Source organism: Pseudomonas sp. GM_Psu_1, from assembly GCF_026544185.1.
Classification (GTDB): domain Bacteria; phylum Pseudomonadota; class Gammaproteobacteria; order Pseudomonadales; family Pseudomonadaceae; genus Chryseomonas; species Chryseomonas oryzihabitans.
The window spans coordinates 64,649-83,731 of sequence record NZ_JALNUX010000015.1 but is presented as its reverse complement, the minus strand read 5'-3'; the positions used below and the strand labels follow the sequence as shown (position 1 = coordinate 83,731).

Sequence of the window (19,083 nt, the reverse complement as noted above, 5' to 3'; positions counted from 1 at the left end):
GTCTCCTGACCGGTCAGAGCACCCCGAGCTGCAACTGCGCGGCCGTGGGCGATTCGCCGGATTGGGCTTGAGTGCTGACGTCCAGCAGGTAGACCCGCTGGGCGTCCAGTTTCGCCGTGTCCACCAGGTAGGTCTTGATGGCGCCCGCGCGCTGCTGGGCCAGGCTGCGCAGGAGGCCGTCGTTGCCGCTCCAGGCTTCGAGCACCGCCTGGCGCAGGCGCGCCGTGCGGGTGGCATCGTCAAGACTATCCCATTCCTGCGGCGGTTGCGCCTGCAGTCGCAGGCGGTACAGGCCTTCCAGCAGGGGCGCGCGCATGTCGGCGGGCACCTGCAACTGGCTGGGATCGGCCGGGACCTTGTCGCCGCGGCGCTGCAGCAGGTTGAAGTACTGGGTCTGGAAGTCCTTTTCCAGCTGGTTGGCGGCCAGGGCGCGCCCGTCGCTGGCGGCGCCGGCATGCCCCTTGACCTCCACCGTCAGCTGCGGCCGCTGGCGCAGGGCCGCGGCCAGCTTGTCCAGCTCGCCGCGGGCCTGGGCCGAGAGGCTGGTGCTGCCGGGGGCGAAGTCGATGGCGCTGAGATCCGCCTCGTGCCCGCCGACCAGTCCCGCCAGCATGCGGAAGGGCGCCTGGACGGCGCGGCTGAGCACATTGCGCAGGGTCTGCCAGACCACCGGCATGACGCTGAAGTTGGGGTCGGCGAGATTGCCCGCCACCGGCAGGCGCAGGTCGATGCGACCGTGGCTGTCCTTGAGCAGGGCCACCGCCAGGCGCACCGGCAGGTCCACGGCGTCCTTGCTGTCCACCCGCTCGCCCAGTTCCAGCTGGTCGAGCACCACGTGGTTCTGCGCCTGCAGTTTGCCGTCGTCGATGCGGTATTGCAGATCCAGGTCGAGGCGCCCCTTGCGCACCGCGTAGCCGGCGAACTTGCCGGTATAGGGCGACAGGGTGGTGAGTTCGACCTGGCGGAAATAGGCGGTCACGTCCAGCTGCTGCAGGGGATCGAGGGGATCGAGGCGGCCCTTGATCTCCACTGGGGCGAAGCGATCGACCTTGCCGGCGAGGTGGATGTCGGCCGGCTTGGAGGCGGCGGTGTCCAGGGTGCCGATGCCGCCTTCCAGGGACTGGATGTTGGTGGCGAAGCCGGGCTTGAGGCTGTTGTCGGCGAAGTCGGCGCTGCCGTCCCTGATGCTCACCCCGCCGATGCGGATCTGCAGCGGTGGCGAGCTGTCCTTCGACTCGGTTTTCGGCTGGGGGACCAGCAGGGCGCTGAAGTTGTTGCTGAGGTCCTCGTTGATCACCAGGGTGCCATAGGGCTTTTCCAGGTCGATCCTGTCGATCACCAGCCGCTTGCCCAGTTCGAAGGCGATGCCCTGCACGTCCAGCCGCTGCCAGCGCATGAAGTCCTGCTGGTGCAGGGTGTCGAGCACATGCACCTGGGTGACCTGGGCCGCGCCGCTGACGGTGAGGCCCAGGGGTTCGCCCGGGGCCAGGGCCACCTTGAGCCGGCTGGCCAACTGGCCGCTGCGGATCTCCAGGCGCACATAGGGGCTGAGATAGGGCTGGGCCTGGCGCAGGTTGAGTTCGTCGATGCCGATGTCGAAGCTGCCCTGCAGCGGTGTCAGCGCCAGCTGGCCATCGGCGGTGATGCGCCCGCGATCACCCAGGGTAGTCTTGAGCGCCAGGTCGAAGGGCTTGCTGCCGGCGCTGTCGAAGCCTTTCACGGCCAGGTCCAGGCCGCTGAAGTAGAGACTGGCCGGCTCCTGGGGCACGCGGTCCACCAGGTGCAGCTGGTTGTCGCTGAGCTGGGCGTCGTCGAGGCGCACGCGCCAGCCCGGGCCGCCGCTGCTCGGGGCGTCGCTGGCGGGGAACAGCTTCTGCCAGTCGAGCGTGCCGTCCTGCTCGCGATTGCCCCAGGCATCCAGGCCATTGCCGCGCAGGCGGGCGATGCTGACCTCGCGCTGCTGCAGATCCAGGGCGATGCCCTCGGCGGCCAGGCGCTTGAAGCTGGCCTTGGGTTCGGCGTTCACCGCCTGCACGGCGACGTCGTCCAGCGCCAGGCGGCCCTGGCTGAGTTGCAGTTGCAGCGTCTTGCTCAGGTCCAGGCGGTAGTGGGCGCTGGCTTCCAGGCGGCCCTTGCCAAGCGCCAGGGGCAACTGGTTGCGCACATAGGGCCACCAGGGCGCGAGGCTGACGCCCCTGAGGGTCAGTTCACCTTCGCTGCGCAGCGGCAAGAGATCCAGGCTGCCCTTCCAGGTGAGCTGGCCGCCCTGGGCGGTGGTGGCGGTCAGTGCCAGCTGGCCGGGGGTGTCGCCGCTGCGGGTGCGGAACTCCTGCAGGGTGGCATCCAGGGGGGTGAAGGTGGCTTCCACCGGCTGGGCGCCCTGGGCGTCGAGGAAATGCAGGCGGCCCCCGACCAGGGCGATGCGCTCGATGTGTACCGGGAAGGGTTGGCCGGGCTCCGTGGCGGCCGGCGTCGGCGTGACGGGGGTAGCGGGCTCGCTGCGCCAGAGCTGGGCCAGATTGACCTGGCCGCCCTTGGCGATGCGCAGATCGACCTGGGGCTGGTCGAGGCGCACCTCGGTCAGGTGCAGGGTGCGCCGCCAGAGGCTGTCCCACTGCAGGTCGGCCGAGAAGCCTTCGGCGGCGATTACAGGATGCTCAGTCGGGCCGATCAGCAGCTTTTCGGCGTGCAGCTGCAGGGTGAAGGGATTGAACCTCAGCGCCTGCAGACTGGCCGGCTGGGTGAGGCGCTCGGTCAGCGTCTGGTTGAGGTAGTGCAGGGCGAGGCGCGGTCCGACCAGGAATCCGAGCAGACTGTAGAGGGCCAAGAGCACGAGCAGCACGAGGCTCGCTTTCACAATTCTGGACATGCAGGCATCTAGGACGGCGAAGGTGCCCGGATTATGGCATGGCGCCCCCGGCAACGAGGGCGCTGGCCGTCCCAAAAGCGCTGCTGGCTATGCGAGCCATCAGGGACACGACTACAGGAGCGGTTGCAGGATCGCTCACATTTTCGCCAACCCGGACGAGTGGAGCGGACGTACGACCGATCAGTGGTCAGGTGGATGGGAAGGCTTCTGGTAGAGGCGTCGGGGCCTTTGCCGAAGGCTCTAACACGGCACTTTGCCATGATCCGCCCGTCGCTCCAGATTAAGTTTGACTTAAGGACCGCCGACTAGTCTCGCGAACAGGTTGCATTCTCAGGGAGGGGAAACGGTGACGGGCTCGACGGCTCGCGGCGTGACGACAGGACGGTCAGGGCAACCGCGAATCGAGAATCCGCGTCGCCGGGAGTAGCAGATGTCCAGTCCGATCCAGCTCCATTCCATCCAGAAGAAGATCCAGTTCCTGCGCACCACCTTCAGCTATGTCGGCTGGTCGCTGTTCGGTCTGCTGCTGTGGGATGTGGCGGTGACGGTGGACGCCATGCTGTTCGTCGACGATCGCTTCGACCTGCCGCTTACGCCCCTGACCCTGCTGTGCTCGGCGCTGGTGGTGCTGATCAGCTTTCGCAACAGCAGCGCCTATGCCCGCTGGTGGGAGGCCCGTACCCTGTGGGGCGCCATGGTCAACAGCTCGCGCAGCTTCGGCCGCCAGGTGCTGACCCTGATCGACGACCAGGGCAAGGCGCAGAACCGGGTCAAGGCGGTGCTCCTGCGTCGGCACATGGGCTATCTGCATGCCCTGCGCGCCCAGCTCAAGCGCCAGGATCCGGCCCAGGCGGCTGCGCCCTATCTGGCCCGTCATGAACTGGCGCTGGCCGAAGGCAGCCTCAACTTCGCCAATGACATCCTTGCCGGCACCGCCGAGCTGATCGCCAGCGAATACCGCCAGGGCCGGCTGGACAGCATCCGCCTGGCGCGGCTGGAAGAGACCCTGGTGGACATGTCCAACTGGCAGGGCGGCATGGAGCGTATCGCCAACACCCCCTTGCCCTATCCCTACGTCTGCTTTCCGCAGCTGTTCAGCTTCCTGTTCTGCATCGCCATGCCGCTGGGCCTGGTCTCTACCCTCGGCTGGTTCACTCCGCTGGTGTCCACCGTGGTCGGCTTCATGCTGCTGGCCCTGGAGCGCATCGGTAGCGATCTGCAGGCGCCCTTCGCCGACAGCCAGCACCAGATCACCATGGACAAGCTGTGCGCCACCATCGAGGCCAACCTGCTGTCGATGCTGCGCCCGCGCAGCGAAGAGGGCAGTGCGGTGGCCCTGGCCCAGCCCGAGGTCGAGGCCGCACCGAGCCGACGGGTGGCCTGACCGGCGGCGTCAGCCGGGGAGAGCGGGGCAGGTGGGACGGAAAACGTGCGGAAAGTCCCGCGCCAGAGGCATTTCTTTCGTGAGGGCACGGCACTAGCGCCGCTTCGTTCCGGTCACATTTTGCAATCTCCCCTGGCAGCGGTGGTTGGCTGGGGCCCAGCGGCGCTTGCCATGGGTCGCTGGCGGGCCGGGGCGAGAGGTGCCGTGGGACCTGCGTCCCGCGACCTATATCTCGCTACGGATGCCCGCTCATGTCCGAAACCCGTCTCCCGACCGCCGGGGCCAGCGCCGAACCCTCGCGCCGCGCGCGCCATGCCCTGGATGCCCTGAACTTCACCCTGGCCGACGTCCGCGACGGCCTGGGGCCCTACCTCGCCATCTACCTGATCGCCGTGCGCGGTCCGGGGGAGGGCTGGAACGAGGCCACCGCCGGTTTCATCATGACCCTGGCCGGCATCGCCGGGCTGATCGCCCAGACCCCGGCCGGCGCCCTGATCGACCGCACCCGCCACAAGCGCCTCATGGTCGGCGTCGCCGCCCTGGTGGTGACCCTCTGCAGCGTGCTGCTGCCCTTCGTCTCCAACTTCTACGTGGTGGCGGCCACCCAGTCGCTGGCCCACGCCGCGGCGGCCATCTTCGCCCCGGCACTGGCGGCCATCACCCTGGGCATCGTCGGCCCCAAGGCCTTCACCAAGCACATCGGCCGCAACGAGGGCTTCAACCACGCCGGCAACGCCGTCTCGGCGGCCCTGGCCGGTGGCCTGGCCTATTTCTTCGGTCCCACCGTGGTGTTCTGGCTGATGGCGTTGCTGGCCGCGGCCTCCATCGTCGCCATCGTTCGCGTACCCCAGGACGAGATCGACGATGACCTGGCCCAGGGGCTGGGCGAGGAAAACGGCGCCCGCGATGCCAAGCCGGTGTCGGCCTGGCAGGCACTGCTGGCCAATCGCAAGCTGCAACTGCTGGCGCTGCTGGCCGCCATCTTCCACCTGGCCAATGCCGCCATGCTGACCTCGGTCGGCCAGCAGCTGACCCATATCGTCGGCAAGGACAGCGCCACCTCGCTGGTGGCCGTCTGCATCGTCGCCGCCCAGTGCGTGATGGTGCCGGTGGCCATCCTGGTGGGGCGCAAGGCGGATGTCTTCGGGCGCAAGCCGATCTTTCTCTTCGCCTTCGCCGTGCTGGCGATCCGCGGTGTGCTCTACACCTTTTCCGACAGCCCCTACTACCTGGTGGCGGTGCAGCTGCTCGATGGCATCGGCGCCGGGATCTATGGCGCCCTGATGCCGGTGATCGTCGCCGACCTGACCCGCGGCAGCGGACGCTTCAACGTCAGCCAGGGCGCCATCGCCACCGCCCAGGGGCTGGGTGCGGCGATCAGCGCCACCATCGCCGGGATCATCATCGTCCGCTTCGGCTATGCGGCGGCCTTCACCACCCTGGCCGCCATCGCCGCGGTGGGCTTCGTGCTCTATCTGCTGCTGATGCCGGAGACCCGCGACGAGCACGTTGCCGGAGACGCGGCGCGTTCCACCGGTACTGTAGTGGGAGGCTGAGATGGCACGCCAGGATGATTTTCTCGCCTTCGCCCATATCGGCGATCTGCACCTGACCACCGCCGAGGCCGACAACGCCCGGGACCTGCAGACCCTCCTGCAGCGCCTGCGCGGGTGCACCGAACTGGATTTCGTCTATCTGCCCGGGGACAACGCCGACAACGGCACCGCGGAGCAGTACCGGCTGCTCAAGCGGCTGCTGGACGACTTTCCGCTGCCGGTAACGGTGATCACCGGCGATCACGACATGGAGGGCGGCGATCTCGGCCCCTTCTACGCCGAGTTGCAGGTGCCGCAACTGCCTTATTCCAGGGAGGTGGGCGGGGTGCGTTGCCTGTTCCTCGACATGTGCGGACCGGGCACTGGCGGGCCGGATTTCCGCCTTGGCCGCGAGCAGCTGCAGTGGCTGGAGCAGGAGTTGCACGAGGCGACCCGGCTGGAGCAGCGTTGCGTGGTCTTCATGCACAGCTATCCGGCGGACCTGCAGGGGCCCGGCGAGGCCGAGCGGGTGGCGCGGCTGCTGCACGAGGGCCCGGTGCGCCTGGTGGAGATCGGCCATACCCACTACAACGAACTGGCCCACGACGGCGGCGTGCTCTATGCCGCCTGCAGATCCACCGGCCAGATCGAGGAAGGCGGTGTAGGATTCGCGCTGGTCACCCTGGACGGTCCGGCGGTGAGCTGGCGCTTTCGCGAATTGCCCGACACCTGGCCCTGGGTGCAGATCACCGCGCCTGGCGATCCCCGCCTGAATGGCGCTGGCGTGGCCGAGGGTCACGAGTGCCGGGTGCTGGTGCTGGGCGACGCCGACCTCACCGCCTGCGAATGGCAGTGCGACGACGGCCCCTGGTGGCCGCTGCAGCCGTTGGGCAAGGGTCGCTACCAGGGTGATCGGCCAGTGCCGGAAGGGACGCGGCGGTTGCAGGTGCGGGTCAGGGATTCCCGCGGCGGCGAAGATATCGACCGGCTCGAGCTGGACGGCGGTCACCGGCCGCTGGCGGCGCCGGCCGACTGGGGTTCGGATCGCACCCAACTGGGTGAATGGCAGGCCAAGGGCGTGCTGGGGACCCAATTGGGACCCAATCGCAATGGCCGCAAATGGTGAGGTCGGCAGCGCCGACCTCGCGACTCGACTAGAAGGAACAGCGCTTTCATGGGGTCCATCGTCACCACTCCCCACGTCCTGACGTGGGTCATCGCCGCCCTGGCCACCCTTGGGGTGGTCTCGCGGCCCTTCGGTCTGCCGGAGGCGCTGTTCGCCGTGGCCGGTGCCGTGCTGCTGGCGCTGTTCGGCCTGTTGCCGCTGGACGGCGTCTGGCACGGCGTCGCCAAGGGCACCGACGTCTATCTGTTCCTTATCGGCATGATGCTGCTGGCCGAGATCGCCCGCAAGGAAGGGCTGTTCGACTGGGTCGCCGGCCACGCGGTGCGCGCGGCGAAGGGCTCGGCGCTGCGGCTGTTCGCGCTGGTCTATGGCGTCGGTATCCTGGTCACGGTGTTTCTTTCCAACGACGCCTGCGCCGTGGTGCTGACCCCGGCGGTCTACTACGCCACCCGCGCGGCGAAGGTGAAGAATCCGCTGCCCTATCTGTTTTCCTGCGCCTTCATTGCCAACGCGGCGAGTTTCGTGCTGCCGATCTCCAACCCGGCCAACCTGGTGGTCTTCGCCGAGCACATGCCCGAGCTGAGCCGCTGGCTGGCGCTGTTCACGGTGCCGTCGATCCTGGCCATCGCCGCGACCTTCCTTACCCTCTGGGCGACCCAGGCCAAGGTCCTGCGCGCCGAGCGGCTGTCCGAGGGGGGCGCAATGGACGCGCTGCCCACCACCGGACGCATCGCCGGCTGCGGCCTGATCCTGACCATCCTGGTGCTGCTCGGCGCCTCGGCGCTGGATCTGGAGCTGGGTCTGCCGACCTTCCTGGCCGGCTTCGCCACCTTCCTGGTGGTGGTGGCCTGCAAGCGCGGCGGCGGCCTGGAGTTGCTCAAGCACATCTCCTGGGGCGTGCTGCCGCTGGTGGCCGGACTGTTCGTGCTGGTGGAGGCCCTGGAGACCACCGGGGTGCTGCAGGCGCTGGCCAATCAGCTGCAGGCCGCTGCCCAGGCGACCCCGGAGCGCGCCGCCTGGGGCGCCGGGTTGCTGGTGGCCTTTGGCAGCAACCTGGTCAACAACCTGCCGGCCGGGCTACTGGCCGGGGCGGCGGTGCAGGCCGCCCATGTCTCGGAAAAGATCGCCGGTGCCGTGCTGATCGGCATCGACCTCGGCCCCAACCTGTCCATCACCGGTTCCCTGGCGACCCTGCTATGGCTGGCCGCGCTGCGCCGCGAAGGGCTGTCGGTGAGCTTCTGGCAATTCCTCAAGCTGGGCGCCGTGGTGATGATCCCGGCGCTGCTGCTGGCGCTGGCTGCGCTTATCCATCTTTGAGCCAGCTCTGACGGACGGTCTCCAGGCGTAGCGGCGCTGCCGCTGCGCCTGGGGCAATATCGGGGTTCGTCCGCTACGGAGCATCGCCCATGGCCATCGCCCGCTACACCGGCTTCGCCCAGGCGCTGCACTGGCTGACCGTCGCCCTGCTGTGCCTGCTCTTGCCCTTCGTCTGGGTGGCGGAAAACTTTCCGCCCGGTCCGGTGCGTACGCTCTGGTACCTGCTGCACGAATCCACCGGGATCTCGGTGTTCCTGCTGGTGCTGATCCGCCTGACCTGGCGCTGGCGGCATCCGGCGCCGCCGGCCAATCCCCGCGACGGGCGCCTGCTGCGGCTGCTCGCCGGTCTCAATCACGGCCTGCTCTATGCCGTGCTGCTGCTGATGCCGGTGACCGGCTACCTGATGGCCGGCCAGGGGCAGCCGGTGCCGGTGTTCGGGTTGTTTTCCCTGCCGGGTTTTCCCCGCCATGAAGCCCTCGGCATCCTCGCCAATCGCATCCATGTGGCCGGTCAGTTCGCCGTCTATGGCCTGGTGCTGCTGCACGTGGCGGCGGTGGTCTGGCACGTGGCGATCCGCCGGGACGGGACGCTGGAGCGGATGCTGCCCGAGCAACGCCTCTAGGTTCTGTACGAAAACTGCCTGCACTCGGTGATGCGTCGTTGAAAACCGCTTCGGAATGCTCATTTACCACACGTAAATTCCGCTTCCTTAGCGTTTTTCGCCTCGCCTGACCTTCGTTCGGCGACTTTTCGTACAGAACCTAGGCGCCGCCTTCCACCCGCTGCCGGTCACGCTCCAGCAGCGCCGGCAGGGTCTCGCGCAGGTGGTCCACCAGGGTGCGGATCTTGGCGTCGAGAAAGCGCCGCGAGGGATAGAGCGCATGGATGTCCAGGGCATAGAGCCGGTGCCCGGGCAGCACCCGTTGCAGGCGGCCACTGGTCAGACCCTCGACCGCGGCGTACAGCGGCAGGGCACCGATACCCAGGCCGCTGGCCACGGCCTCGGCCAGGGCGTCGGCGGTGTTGACCTGGAAGGGCGGTCGATCCACCGCCACCTCGGCCAGGCCCTCGGGCCCTTCCAGCAACCAGCGATCCGGCGCCATGGCGCGATTGACCAGCCGCAAGCAGCGGTGCCCGGTCAGCTCCGCCGGGGTGGTCGGTCGGCCCTGGCGTTCCAGGTAGGCAGGCGCCGCGCAGAGCACGCTGTGGGTGCTGCCCAGGCGCGCCGAATGGAAGGCCGAGTCCGGCAGGCCGTCGGCGAGGATCAGCGACAGGTCGTAGCCTTCCTTGAGGATGTCGGTGAAGGTGTTGGTCAGTTGCAGATCCAGGTCGACCTCGGGATAGCGCTCGCCATAGCTGGCCAGACTCTGGATCAGGTAGTGCTGGCCGAGGCCGGTCATGGTGTGGATGCGCAGCCGGCCGCGCGGTACGGCCAGGGCGTGACGAGCCTCGGCGTCGGCTTCGTCGAGGTCGGCGAGGATGCGCTGGCAGCGCACCAGGTAGCGTTCGCCGGCCTCGGTCAGGCGCAACTGGCGGGTGGTGCGGTGCAGCAGCCGGGTCTGCAGGTGCTGCTCCAGCTGGCTGACCGCCCGCGACACATAGGCGGTGGTGAGTTCCAGCTGGCGCGCGGCGGCGGTGAAGCTGCCGGTCTGGGCCACACAGGCGAAGGCGCGCAGATTGAAGAGATGATCCATGGACGGGGCAGGGCGGTGGAAAGGGCCATTGTGGGCCATTACCCGCCCGTTGGTTAACGCTCTTTGCTGTCGCACCCGGCTTAATCGGGGTGGACCCGGCTTCCTAGAATGGCCGCCGAGGCGCCGCGTCTCGCCCCCTCCCGTCGATCCCGTCGTTGCCCAGCATGCCCCTCGCTTCGCCGTTGCCCCTGCGGCCCTCCCGCTCCGTTCCGCGCCAACGCTGGCCCAGTCTGAATGCCTGGCGCCGCGCCGGCCGCGAATGGGCGCGTACCGATGGCCAGACCTGGGCCTTCATCGCCAAGGCGCTGCTGGCCGCGGCCCTGGCCCTATGGCTGGCCTATCGCCTGGAACTGCCGCAACCGAGCACCGTGCTGGTCACCGTCTTCATCGTCCTGCAGCCGCAGAGCGGCCAGGTGCTGGCCAAGAGTTTCTATCGCATCCTCGGCAGCCTGGCCGGCCTGAGCTTCACCGTGGCCGCCATCGCCCTGTTCGCCCAGGAGCGGGTCCTGCTGCTCGGCGCCCTGGTGCTGTGGATCGGCTATTGCACCCGCGGGGCGGCGCGCTATCGCGACTTTCGCAGCTATGCCTTTCTGCTGGCCGGCTATACCGCCTGCCTGGTCGGGCTGCCGGCGGTGGCCGAGCCCCAGGGCGCCTTCTTGCAGGCGGTATGGCGTCTGTTGGAGATCGCCCTGGGCATCTGCTGCGCCGGGGTGGTGGGCGTGGCGATCCTGCCGCAGACCACCCGCGGCGTGCTGCGCCGCACCCTGGCGCAGCGCCTGCGTGACTTCCTCGCCATGGCCCATGACGGCCTGCTCGGCCGCCTCGAGGCCGAACGCTTCGCCGCGCTCAGCGCTCGCTTCGCCGCCGATTCCGTGGGCTTCGAGAGCCTGCGCAGCGCCAGCGTCTTCGAAGAGCCCTATCTGCGGCGGCGCAGCGGGCGCCTGGCGGCCCTGGGCAATCGGCTCATGCTGCTCAACACCCGCTTTCATGCCCTTTACCAGTTGCTGGCGCGCCTGACCGAGCGGCCGCCGGCGGTGCGTCAGGCCCTGGCGCCCGCCCTGGAACTGATCGCCGTCGCCCTGGCGCCGAGCCTGGGCCGACTACCGGAAGAGCGGGATCTGCGCCGGCTCAACGAGCGCCTGGCCGCGGAGCGCGAAACCTTGATGGCGGCGATCCGCGCCGGTCGTCAGCAACTGGCTCGCACGGCGCCTGCGGCCGAGGTCGACCGGCTCGACTACGATACCGCCGCCGAATTGCTCTATCGCTTCGCCGAGGACCTGCACCTGCTGCTGAATACCCAGCTGGAGCTGGACCTGCCGATCAGCACCGCGCCCAAGACGCGCGAGACCTTCACGCCGCTGGCCAGTCGCGCGGTGGCCTGGATGGCCGGGGTGCGCAGCGCCCTGGTGGTGCTGGGCGTAGGGCTGTTCTGGATCGAGACCGCCTGGCCGAGCGGCGCGGCCTGCACCCTGGCGGCGGCGCTGATCTCGGCGCTGGCCTCCACCTCGGCCGATCCGCGCCGCTATTGCCTGCAACTGGCCGGTGGCACCCTGGTCGGGGCCCTGGCCGGCGGGCTGCTGCACTTCCAGGTGCTGCCCTGGATCGACGGCTTCGCGCTGTTGCTGCTGGTGCTGGCGCCGGTATTCGCCGCCGGCGCCTGGCTGATCACCCGGCCACGCCTGGCCGGCTATGGCACCGGGTTGATGGTCTGGTTCTGCTCGGCGGCCCTGCCGGGCAATCTGCCGCGCTACGACGCCGACCTCTTCTGCAACACCTACCTGGCCTACCTCGTGGCCTGCGGCGTGGCGGTGGTGGCCGTCAGCGTGCTGCTGCCGCCCAGCCAGCCCTGGGTCTGGCGGCGGCTGGAGGCTGCCCTGCGCGAGCGCCTGGTCCACGCCATAGGCGCGCCCCTGGCCGGCCTGAGTGGCCGCTTCGATTCCGGCCTGCGCGATCTGCTCAACCAGGTGCAGGTGCTCACCGTGGGCCAGCCGCTGGTGCAGCGGCAGCTGCTGCGCTGGACCTTTCTCAGCCTGGAACTGGGCCACGCCATCATCGAGTTGCGCCTGGAACAGGCCGCGCTGCCGCCCTTGCCCTGGTATCGCGAACAGCGCGCCTGGCGCCTGGCGATCCGCGCCCTGGGTCGGGCACTGGTGCGGCTGGCTCGCCAGCCCGATGCCGCCAACCTGGCCCGCGCCCTGGGCGCCGTGGACCAGGCCATCCTGCTGGCGCACCAGGCCCAGCGCCACCTGGAGCCCAATCCCGGCGACTTCGACCGGTCGCCGCTGCGGCGCATCGCCAGCTACCTGCACGTCATCCGCACCTCGCTGCTGGCGCCGGATTCGCCTCTGGCCGGGTACCTGCCGCAGGCCCGGCCACCGGCGCGCGACGAAGGCTAGCCAGCAGCCGGCCAAAATCCGACTAGGCTTACGGACGGGGAGGGCCAGCAGGCCCTCTGCCATGCGACTTTCGGCACAACCAGAACAAGGCCCGCCTGCCCATGCCCGTCCGCTTCGTCCGTCCGCTGCTCTGTTCCGCCAGTTTTCTCCTGACGCCCCTGGCGTCTGCCCTGGAAGCCCCGGGCGCCCCCGGCGCCGCACCCTTCTGGTCCTATTCCGGCAAGACCGGCATCGGCACCAGCTACGAGGCCTATCGCGATGGCGCCTACAATGACCAGGCCAGTACCGGACGCGTCTCGCGGGTCTGGTTCTCCCTGGCCCAGGGCGTGGTCACCGAGACCATGCAGGGCCTCATCCACGAGGCGCAGCTGCGCGAGATGCAACTGGTGATCCGCGGCCCCGACTTCACCCACCTGGAGCGCGACGACACCGACAGCCGCATCGAATACCTGGCCACCGATAGCGCCGGCCGGCCGACTTCCCTGGCCTACCGAATCGTCAATCGCGACCGCCAGGGCCGCTACGAGATCGAGAAGCACGTTTTCACTGACCCGGACCAGGACACCCTGGTCATGCGCGTCATCTTTCGCAGCCAGGATCCGCGCATCCAGCCCTATCTCTATGTCGATCCGGCGCTGGCCAACAGCGGCAGCCATGATCGCGCGGCGGTGAAGGGCGCGGTGCTCTACGCCAGCGAAGGCGAGCACGCCCTGGTGGTCAAGGCCAGCCAGCCCCTGCAGACGCCCACCGTGGGTTTCGTCGGCAGCTCCGACGGCCTCGACGACCTGCGCCGCAACGGCAAGCTGACCCAGCTCTACAGCAGCACCGGTGACCAGGCCGGCAACGTCGCCATGCTGGCCAAGCTGCCGCTCAAGGGCGCCGAGACCACCCTGGACGTGGTGGTGGGCTTTGGCGCCAATCCGCGCCAGGCCGAGGCGGCGGCCGATGCCACCCTGGCCCGCGGCTACCAAAAGGTGCTGGCCCACTACAACGGCGAGGGCGACGCCATCGGCTGGCAGGACTACCTGGCCAGCCTCGATCAACTGCCGCGCCTGCAGGCCCAGGCCGGCGACGGCGGCAAGCTGGTCAACGCCAGCGCCCTGGTGCTCAAGGCCCAGGAAGACAAGACCCACGCCGGCGCCCTGATCGCCTCGCTGTCCAATCCCTGGGGCGAAACGGTGCCGGCGGCCAAGGGCACCACCGGCTACAAGGCGGTCTGGCCGCGGGACTTCTACCAGTGCGCCATGGCGCTGCTGGCGCTGGGCGATCGGCAGACGCCCAAGGTCGCCTTCAGCTACCTCAAGCAGGTGCAGGTGGACGCCAACACCGCCCACAAGCCGGCCGACAGCTCGGCCTTCATCCACCAGCAGAAGCAGGGCGACGAGGTCCGCGCGCCGGGGGCCACCGGCTGGTTCCTGCAGAAGACCCACGTCGACGGCACCATCGAATGGGTGGGCGTGCAACTGGACCAGACCGCCATGCCGATCATGCTTGGCTACCGCCTCTGGCAAGGCGGCCTGCTGGGCGATGCCGAGATCGATCGCTGGTATCGCGACATGCTCCGGCCCGCGGCGGATTTCCTCGCCCGCGACAGCCAGGTCAACCTGGGCTGGAACACCTGGCAGGTCAAGCCGCCGCAGACCCAGCAGGAGCGCTGGGAAGAGCAGTGGGGCTATTCGCCGTCCACCACCGCGGCGGTGATCGCCGGTCTCGCCACGGCGAGCGAACTGGCGCGCCACGCCGGCGACGAGGCCAATGCCAGCCGCTACCGCGACACCGCGCGGCGCTATTCGAGCCAGGTGGAAAAGACCATGGCCACCACCCAGGGCAGCCTGGGCGCCGGCCACTACTACCTGCGCATCACCCAGAACGAGGATCCCAACGACAAGGGCAAGCTGGTGGACAACAACAGCCGCCCGGGCTTGCCGGAAGACCAGGTGCTGGACGCCGGTTTCCTCGAACTGGTGCGCTACGGCGTGCGACCGGCCGGCGATCCCCTGGTGCAGAAGAGCCTGGCGGTGCTGGACGACGAGGGCCTGCCGGAGAATCTGCGGGTCAAGTACAGCTTCCAGTACCCGGGAGTGCAGGGCACCTTCCCCGGCTGGCGCCGCTACGGCAACGACGGCTATGGCGAGAGCGAAAGCTCCGGCATCAACTTCCCGGCCACCGAGCAGCCGGTGCCCAACTCCGGACTGCGCGGCCGGGTCTGGCCGATCTTCACCGGTGAGCGCGGGCACTACGAGCTGGCGCGCCTGGTCCTGCAGGGCAAGCCGGATGCGGCGGCGCTCGGCAAGCTGCGCGACACCTACGTCCGTGGCCTGGAGCTGTTCGCCAACGCCGGCCTGATGCTGCCCGAGCAGGTCTGGGACGGCGTGGGCGACAACCGGCGCCACGGCTACACCAAGGGGCAGGGCACCGATTCGGCGACGCCGCTGGCCTGGTCCCACGCCGAATACGTCAAGCTACTGCGCTCCATGGCGGACGGCCAGGTGTGGGATCACTACCCGGTGGTGGCGCGGGCACTGGCGCCCTGAGTAAGGAATGCTGCCGCGTCGCGAGCGCCGTCAGGGCTCGCGACGCGGCAGCAGGTCGGGTCGTTGTTGCTCCAGCCATAGTACGATCTGCTGGAGCAGGGTTTCAGCCTGCCGTAATGCCTCTTCGGCCATCGAGTCGCTGACCAAGTCGCCCGAGTAGTCGATGACATTGCGTTGCTTGCGCAGGGTGTCCAGTACCAGTATCGTTGGCGTAGCGAGACCTATGGTCCGGGGCAAGGACTGGATCATGGTCTGATGATGGCCAGGGCGACTGGTCAGGGTGCGATAGCCATTGGCCTGAAGCGCTGCATTGGCGCCCTGCATGATCGCCTTGTAGGCCAGGTCGAAGCGGCTTTCACTGCTCAGCGTCGGCAGGCGGGCGTCCTCCAGGCTACGCTGCGCTGCCTCCAGCAGGCGCCGGATACCTGCCGAATCCGGCGTAATCGCTTCGAGACTTTTGCCAATCAAATTATCCAGGGTCATCTGTCCATCCTTGTGACAGTTCGCCAGCGTCGCCTATGACGAACAGCTTGGGCTTTTCTAGCAGATCCGTAACGAAGGCTCCCCCTTCCGCCAACAGCTTCTGCCATTCCTCTTGCCGGTATACCTTGGGATTGATCTCGCGGCCAAGCCTTTCCTGGCAGGGGTAAAGGGCCGCCACTACTTCACCGAAGGTCACGGTGCCCAGGATCATGAGGTCTATATCGCTTCCACCGTTCGCCTTGCCGCTGGCCATCGAGCCGAAGACGAAAGCTGCTTCTATCCGGTCTGCAACAGGGCCCAATGCCTCGGCCAGGATGTCGGTAAGGCCACTGGTCTTGCGCAGAATGCTCGCCAGCTCTTCGAAGATCGGGCAGTCCCGATTGGCACGGTAGTGCTGCTGATTACCCACGCGCGTTTTCACGGCCAGACCCGCCGAGACCAACTTGACGAGTTCGCGGCTGAGGGTACCGGACTGGGTCTCGGTCAATCGCGCGATTTCACGCTGGTGATAGCTACTATCCGGATGGAGCAGCAGCAGCGCCAAGACCTTGCGGCGATAGTCGGGAAAAAGGACGGACGCGAGTGACATCGAACACCTTATTGCTGCCTTTTAGGCTGCAATTGAAGCCCAAAAGGCAGCAATAATCCAGTACTACCATGCCTCAAACGATCAGTTGGATGCCTAACCGACAAGCGGTAGATCTCTGCTATAGCCAGTGCCAGAGCCTGTTTTACCTTTGATCGCTCAGGGAACGCCTGTAACAAGACTTGTCTGATGGGCGTTCTCGGGCTTTCCTGAGACGGGCGGATCCTTCCGCTCCCTGCTTTCCCTCTTCGCTCCGGCCCTCCTGCCCACGGTCGCGTACCGCGCGGTAGCGTGCCCGGCTGTCGCGCTTTTCTCTCGCTCGCTCCGGCGACCGCTCCGGTGGTCTGGGGGCGGGTCTTTGCCGGTTCCTGTCAAGAAGGTCACGGATATGACTGACGTCGCTCTCCCCATCGCCCTCTACCTGGGCACCCTAGTGCTGCTGGCCTTCGCCCTGCGCCGCAGCCCGCTGCTCACCGAGGAGACCCTGGCGCGCTCCTCGCCGCTGGATGCCCTGCGCGGCATCCTCGCCACCGCCGTGGTCTGCCTGCATTTCGTGCTGACCTATCACCTCAAGGCCGAGGGCCAGTGGCGCGAACCCGACAGCGACCTGCTCTACAACATGGGCGTGGTACCGGTCTCGCTGTTCTTCATGATCACCGGCTACCTGTTCTTCGGAAAGGTCTATCGCCGCACGCCGGACTGGGGCGAGCTGCTCCGTTCGCGGGTGCTGCGGGTGATGCCGCTGTATCTCTGCGTGGTGGCCGTGGTGGTGCTCTTCACCCTGATCCGCACCCACTTCGTCATCGCCGACGGCCAGCGCTTCATGCTCGAGCTGCTCAGCTGGGAGCTGTTTTCCGGCTTCAGTCTCAACGGCCTGGAGGAGAGCGGCTGGATGACCGCCGGCGCCCACTGGACGCTGCGCTACGAGGCGCTGTTCTACCTGGCCCTTCCGCTCATCGCCGCGCTGTTCAATCGTCGTGGCTTCGGCCTGCCGTTGCTGGTCTCGGTGCTGCTGGTGGGCGGCCTGGTCGCCGCCGGCTATCACTACCACGTGCTGGGCGCGCGCTTCGGCCTACTGTTCCTGCTGGGATTCCTGCCGGTGTTCGTCAAGGTCCATCGGCCGGCGTTGCTGGCACGTTTGCGCACGCCCCTGGTGGCCGCGCTGTCGCTGGCGCTGGTGGCCTATGCCATGACCCAGCCGGACTACAACCTCAAGCAGATGCTGGCGCTGGCCTTGCCCTTCGCCGCCATGGCCGCCGGCAACGACCTCTTCGGCCTCCTGCGCAGTCGCGGCCTCAAGGTGCTGGGCGAGATCAGCTACAGCCTCTATCTCACCCATGGCCTGCTGCTCTACGGCCTCTTCACCCTGCTCAACCTGGGGTCGGTCGAGGTCCTGGGTACGGTCGGCTTCATGGCCCTGCTGCCACCGGTGCTGGTGCTCGCCTGCCTGCTGTCGATGCTCAGCTACCGCTGGATCGAGCGTCCGCTGATGCACCTGGGCCGGGCGCCACGGCCTCGGCAAGTGCCGGCGTAAGCGCCGGCGCCGCCCCGGGATACTCCAGCAGAAAGGCCAGTGCCTGGGCGCAGGAGGCTTCCACCTTGAGCGCGAGCAGGTCGTCCGCGCGGGTGCGGCCATAGCCCAGGGCGGCGATGGGCAGGCCGGCGCGAGCCGCGGCCTGGGCGAAGCGAAAGCCGGAATAGACCATCAGCGACGAGCCCACCACCAGCAGCGCATCGGCGCGGCCCAGGTGGGCGAAGGCACGCTCCACCCGCGCACCGGGCACGTGTTCGCCAAAGAACACCACGTCCGGCTTGAGCAGGGCGCCGCAGCGCGGGCAGTCGGGCACGCGAAAACTCATGAAGTCCACGCCTTCCAGATCGGCATCGCCATCCGGCGCGGTAGCCGCGTCCAGCTGCAGCCAGTCGCCATTGAGTTCGCCCAGCCACTGCTGGAATTCCTGGCGCGGCAGGCGCAGCTCGCAACCCAGGCAGCGGATCTGGTCGAGGCGCCCGTGCAGGTCGATCACCGCCTCGCTGCCGGCGGCCTGGTGCAGCCGATCGACGTTCTGGGTCAGCAGCATCTCCACCTGGCCGCGCCGCTCCAGGGCCGCCAGGGCCTGGTGGGTGGCGTTGGGCCGCGCCTGGCAGAAGCGCGGCCAGCCGATCAGGCTGCGTGCCCAGTAGCGGCGGCGCAACAATTCGTCGCCAACGAAGGCCTGCAGGGTGACCGGTTGCGGGCGCTTCCAGGCGCCGTCGCGGTCGCGGTAGTCGGGAATGCCGGAATCGGTGCTGCAACCGGCACCGGTGAGCAGAAAGATCCGCTCGTGCCGGGCGATAAAGGACTGGAGCTCGGGCAGGGACATCGTGCACCTGGGGTTGCGGGCGATATCCCCAGCTTGGAAAGGGTTATGCCGGGAGGCAAGCCGCAGCTGACGAACGTCCTGTCCGCGCTGCGGCGAGTGGCCTTCAGAAAACCGGCACGTAGATATAGATCTGCGAATCCTGGGCATCCACTCCGGTGAAGGCTTCGGTGTAGTGCTCGAAGCAGGCGCCGGGACGGGGTTGCAGGCCGCGCGCCGGCAGCAGTTCGGCGAACAGCCGGCCGAGGCTCTTGGCCACGCTGGGCGCGGTGCCCAGGTGCACGTAGCGGGCGTAGCGGCCTTCCGGCAGTTCCTGGCGCACCATGCCGGCGGGCAGGGGGGCGCCTGGGGTGGTGGCCACCGCGGCCAGGTAGTGCATGGTGCCGGCCTGGCGCCAGCTCAGGCCATACCATTCGGCGTCGCCTTCGCGCCCGGTGATCTCCCCGGCGCGGTCGGCGAAGCGCCGCCAGAGGGCGGCGATGTCTTCGCCCTGGCCAGGCTCGAACAGCAGACCGGTCACTTCCAGGGCGGGATGGTCGACGATTTCCAGCGACATGGGACAGACTCTCTCGAAGATGCGATGAAGGCCGTCACCTTACTCCAGCGGCGCGCGGCGGTCAGCCGGGGCGGCCATCGGACGAAAGGTCGCAGCCGCCGCCAGGCCCTGCCGCAGACCCTGCCAGGTCCTCTTGCCGCTTCGCTAAAACACTGATTTTGAATGATTTTTCGACGAAAAAAGACGACGCTTCGCTCGAACTGCCAGGCCCGGCTCAGGACGAAGTCCTACCGTGATGTGCC

At 68.2% G+C, this 19,083-nt stretch carries 14 protein-coding genes; 8 read left to right on the top strand and 6 right to left on the bottom strand.

Annotated elements, in window-relative coordinates; genetic code table 11:
• Positions 1-13 precede the first annotated feature (13 nt).
• Positions 14-2,869 (bottom strand): DUF748 domain-containing protein, encoded by a 2,856-nt coding sequence (locus OXS31_RS20560; RefSeq protein WP_267401632.1) that lies wholly within the window; start codon positions 2,867-2,869, stop codon positions 14-16.
• Positions 2,870-3,299: 430 nt separating this feature from the next.
• Between OXS31_RS20560 and OXS31_RS20555 the strand changes: the two genes are divergently transcribed.
• The 5 genes from OXS31_RS20555 to OXS31_RS20535 all read left to right on the top strand — a co-directional run bounded on the left by OXS31_RS20555 (position 3,300) and on the right by OXS31_RS20535 (position 8,854).
• Positions 3,300-4,253: a bestrophin family ion channel gene (locus tag OXS31_RS20555; protein WP_144956658.1), complete on the top strand. Its 954-nt coding sequence runs from the start codon at positions 3,300-3,302 to the stop codon at positions 4,251-4,253.
• 251 nt (positions 4,254-4,504) lie between these two features.
• The gene (locus tag OXS31_RS20550; RefSeq protein ID WP_267401626.1) at positions 4,505-5,809 is read left to right on the top strand and encodes an MFS transporter; all 1,305 of its coding nucleotides are present in this window, start codon (positions 4,505-4,507) and stop codon (positions 5,807-5,809) included.
• Position 5,810: 1 nt separating this feature from the next.
• Positions 5,811-6,914 (top strand): metallophosphoesterase, encoded by a 1,104-nt coding sequence (locus OXS31_RS20545; RefSeq protein WP_267401624.1) that lies wholly within the window; start codon positions 5,811-5,813, stop codon positions 6,912-6,914.
• A 48-nt stretch (positions 6,915-6,962) separates the two neighbouring features.
• A complete protein-coding gene (locus OXS31_RS20540; RefSeq protein ID WP_267401622.1) occupies positions 6,963-8,231 on the top strand; it encodes an arsenic transporter in 1,269 nt (422 codons plus the stop codon).
• A gap of 89 nt (positions 8,232-8,320) precedes the next feature.
• The gene (locus tag OXS31_RS20535; RefSeq protein WP_144948760.1) at positions 8,321-8,854 is read left to right on the top strand and encodes a cytochrome b; all 534 of its coding nucleotides are present in this window, start codon (positions 8,321-8,323) and stop codon (positions 8,852-8,854) included.
• 139 nt (positions 8,855-8,993) lie between these two features.
• On the opposite strand, the gene OXS31_RS20530 is transcribed toward OXS31_RS20535, so the two are convergent.
• The gene (locus tag OXS31_RS20530) at positions 8,994-9,926 is read right to left on the bottom strand and encodes a LysR family transcriptional regulator (protein ID WP_042137618.1); all 933 of its coding nucleotides are present in this window, start codon (positions 9,924-9,926) and stop codon (positions 8,994-8,996) included.
• Positions 9,927-10,090: 164 nt separating this feature from the next.
• On the opposite strand from OXS31_RS20530, the gene OXS31_RS20525 reads away from it, so the two are divergent.
• Positions 10,091-12,322 carry an FUSC family protein gene (locus OXS31_RS20525; protein ID WP_267401616.1) on the top strand — a complete coding sequence of 744 codons (2,232 nt, stop codon included), beginning with the start codon at positions 10,091-10,093 and terminating at the stop codon, positions 12,320-12,322.
• 101 nt (positions 12,323-12,423) lie between these two features.
• On the top strand, positions 12,424-14,856 hold the full coding sequence (locus tag OXS31_RS20520; RefSeq protein WP_267401614.1) for a glucan 1,4-alpha-glucosidase: 2,433 nt from the start codon (positions 12,424-12,426) through the stop codon (positions 14,854-14,856).
• A 30-nt stretch (positions 14,857-14,886) separates the two neighbouring features.
• Here OXS31_RS20520 and OXS31_RS20515 read toward each other — a convergent pair whose 3' ends face one another.
• Together OXS31_RS20515 and OXS31_RS20510 are read right to left on the bottom strand one after the other, a co-directional pair.
• Positions 14,887-15,339, bottom strand: a complete 453-nt coding sequence (locus OXS31_RS20515; RefSeq protein WP_267401612.1) for a DNA-binding protein — start codon at positions 15,337-15,339, stop codon at positions 14,887-14,889.
• Positions 15,326-15,928, bottom strand: coding sequence for a nucleotidyltransferase domain-containing protein (locus OXS31_RS20510; protein ID WP_150339705.1), 603 nt, complete (start codon positions 15,926-15,928; stop codon positions 15,326-15,328). The genes OXS31_RS20515 and OXS31_RS20510 overlap by 14 nt, the downstream gene beginning before the upstream one ends.
• A gap of 385 nt (positions 15,929-16,313) precedes the next feature.
• Between OXS31_RS20510 and OXS31_RS20505 the strand changes: the two genes are divergently transcribed.
• Positions 16,314-17,459, top strand: a complete 1,146-nt coding sequence (locus tag OXS31_RS20505) for an acyltransferase (RefSeq protein ID WP_267401609.1) — start codon at positions 16,314-16,316, stop codon at positions 17,457-17,459.
• Here OXS31_RS20505 and OXS31_RS20500 read toward each other — a convergent pair.
• Entirely contained in the window at positions 17,386-18,288 is a 903-nt protein-coding gene (locus OXS31_RS20500; protein WP_108582987.1) for an NAD-dependent protein deacetylase, read from the bottom strand. The two genes, OXS31_RS20505 and OXS31_RS20500, sit on opposite strands and share 74 nt — an antisense overlap.
• 103 nt (positions 18,289-18,391) lie before the next feature.
• Positions 18,392-18,841, bottom strand: coding sequence for a GyrI-like domain-containing protein (locus OXS31_RS20495; RefSeq protein ID WP_027600015.1), 450 nt, complete (start codon positions 18,839-18,841; stop codon positions 18,392-18,394).
• Positions 18,842-19,083: the final 242 nt, after the last annotated feature.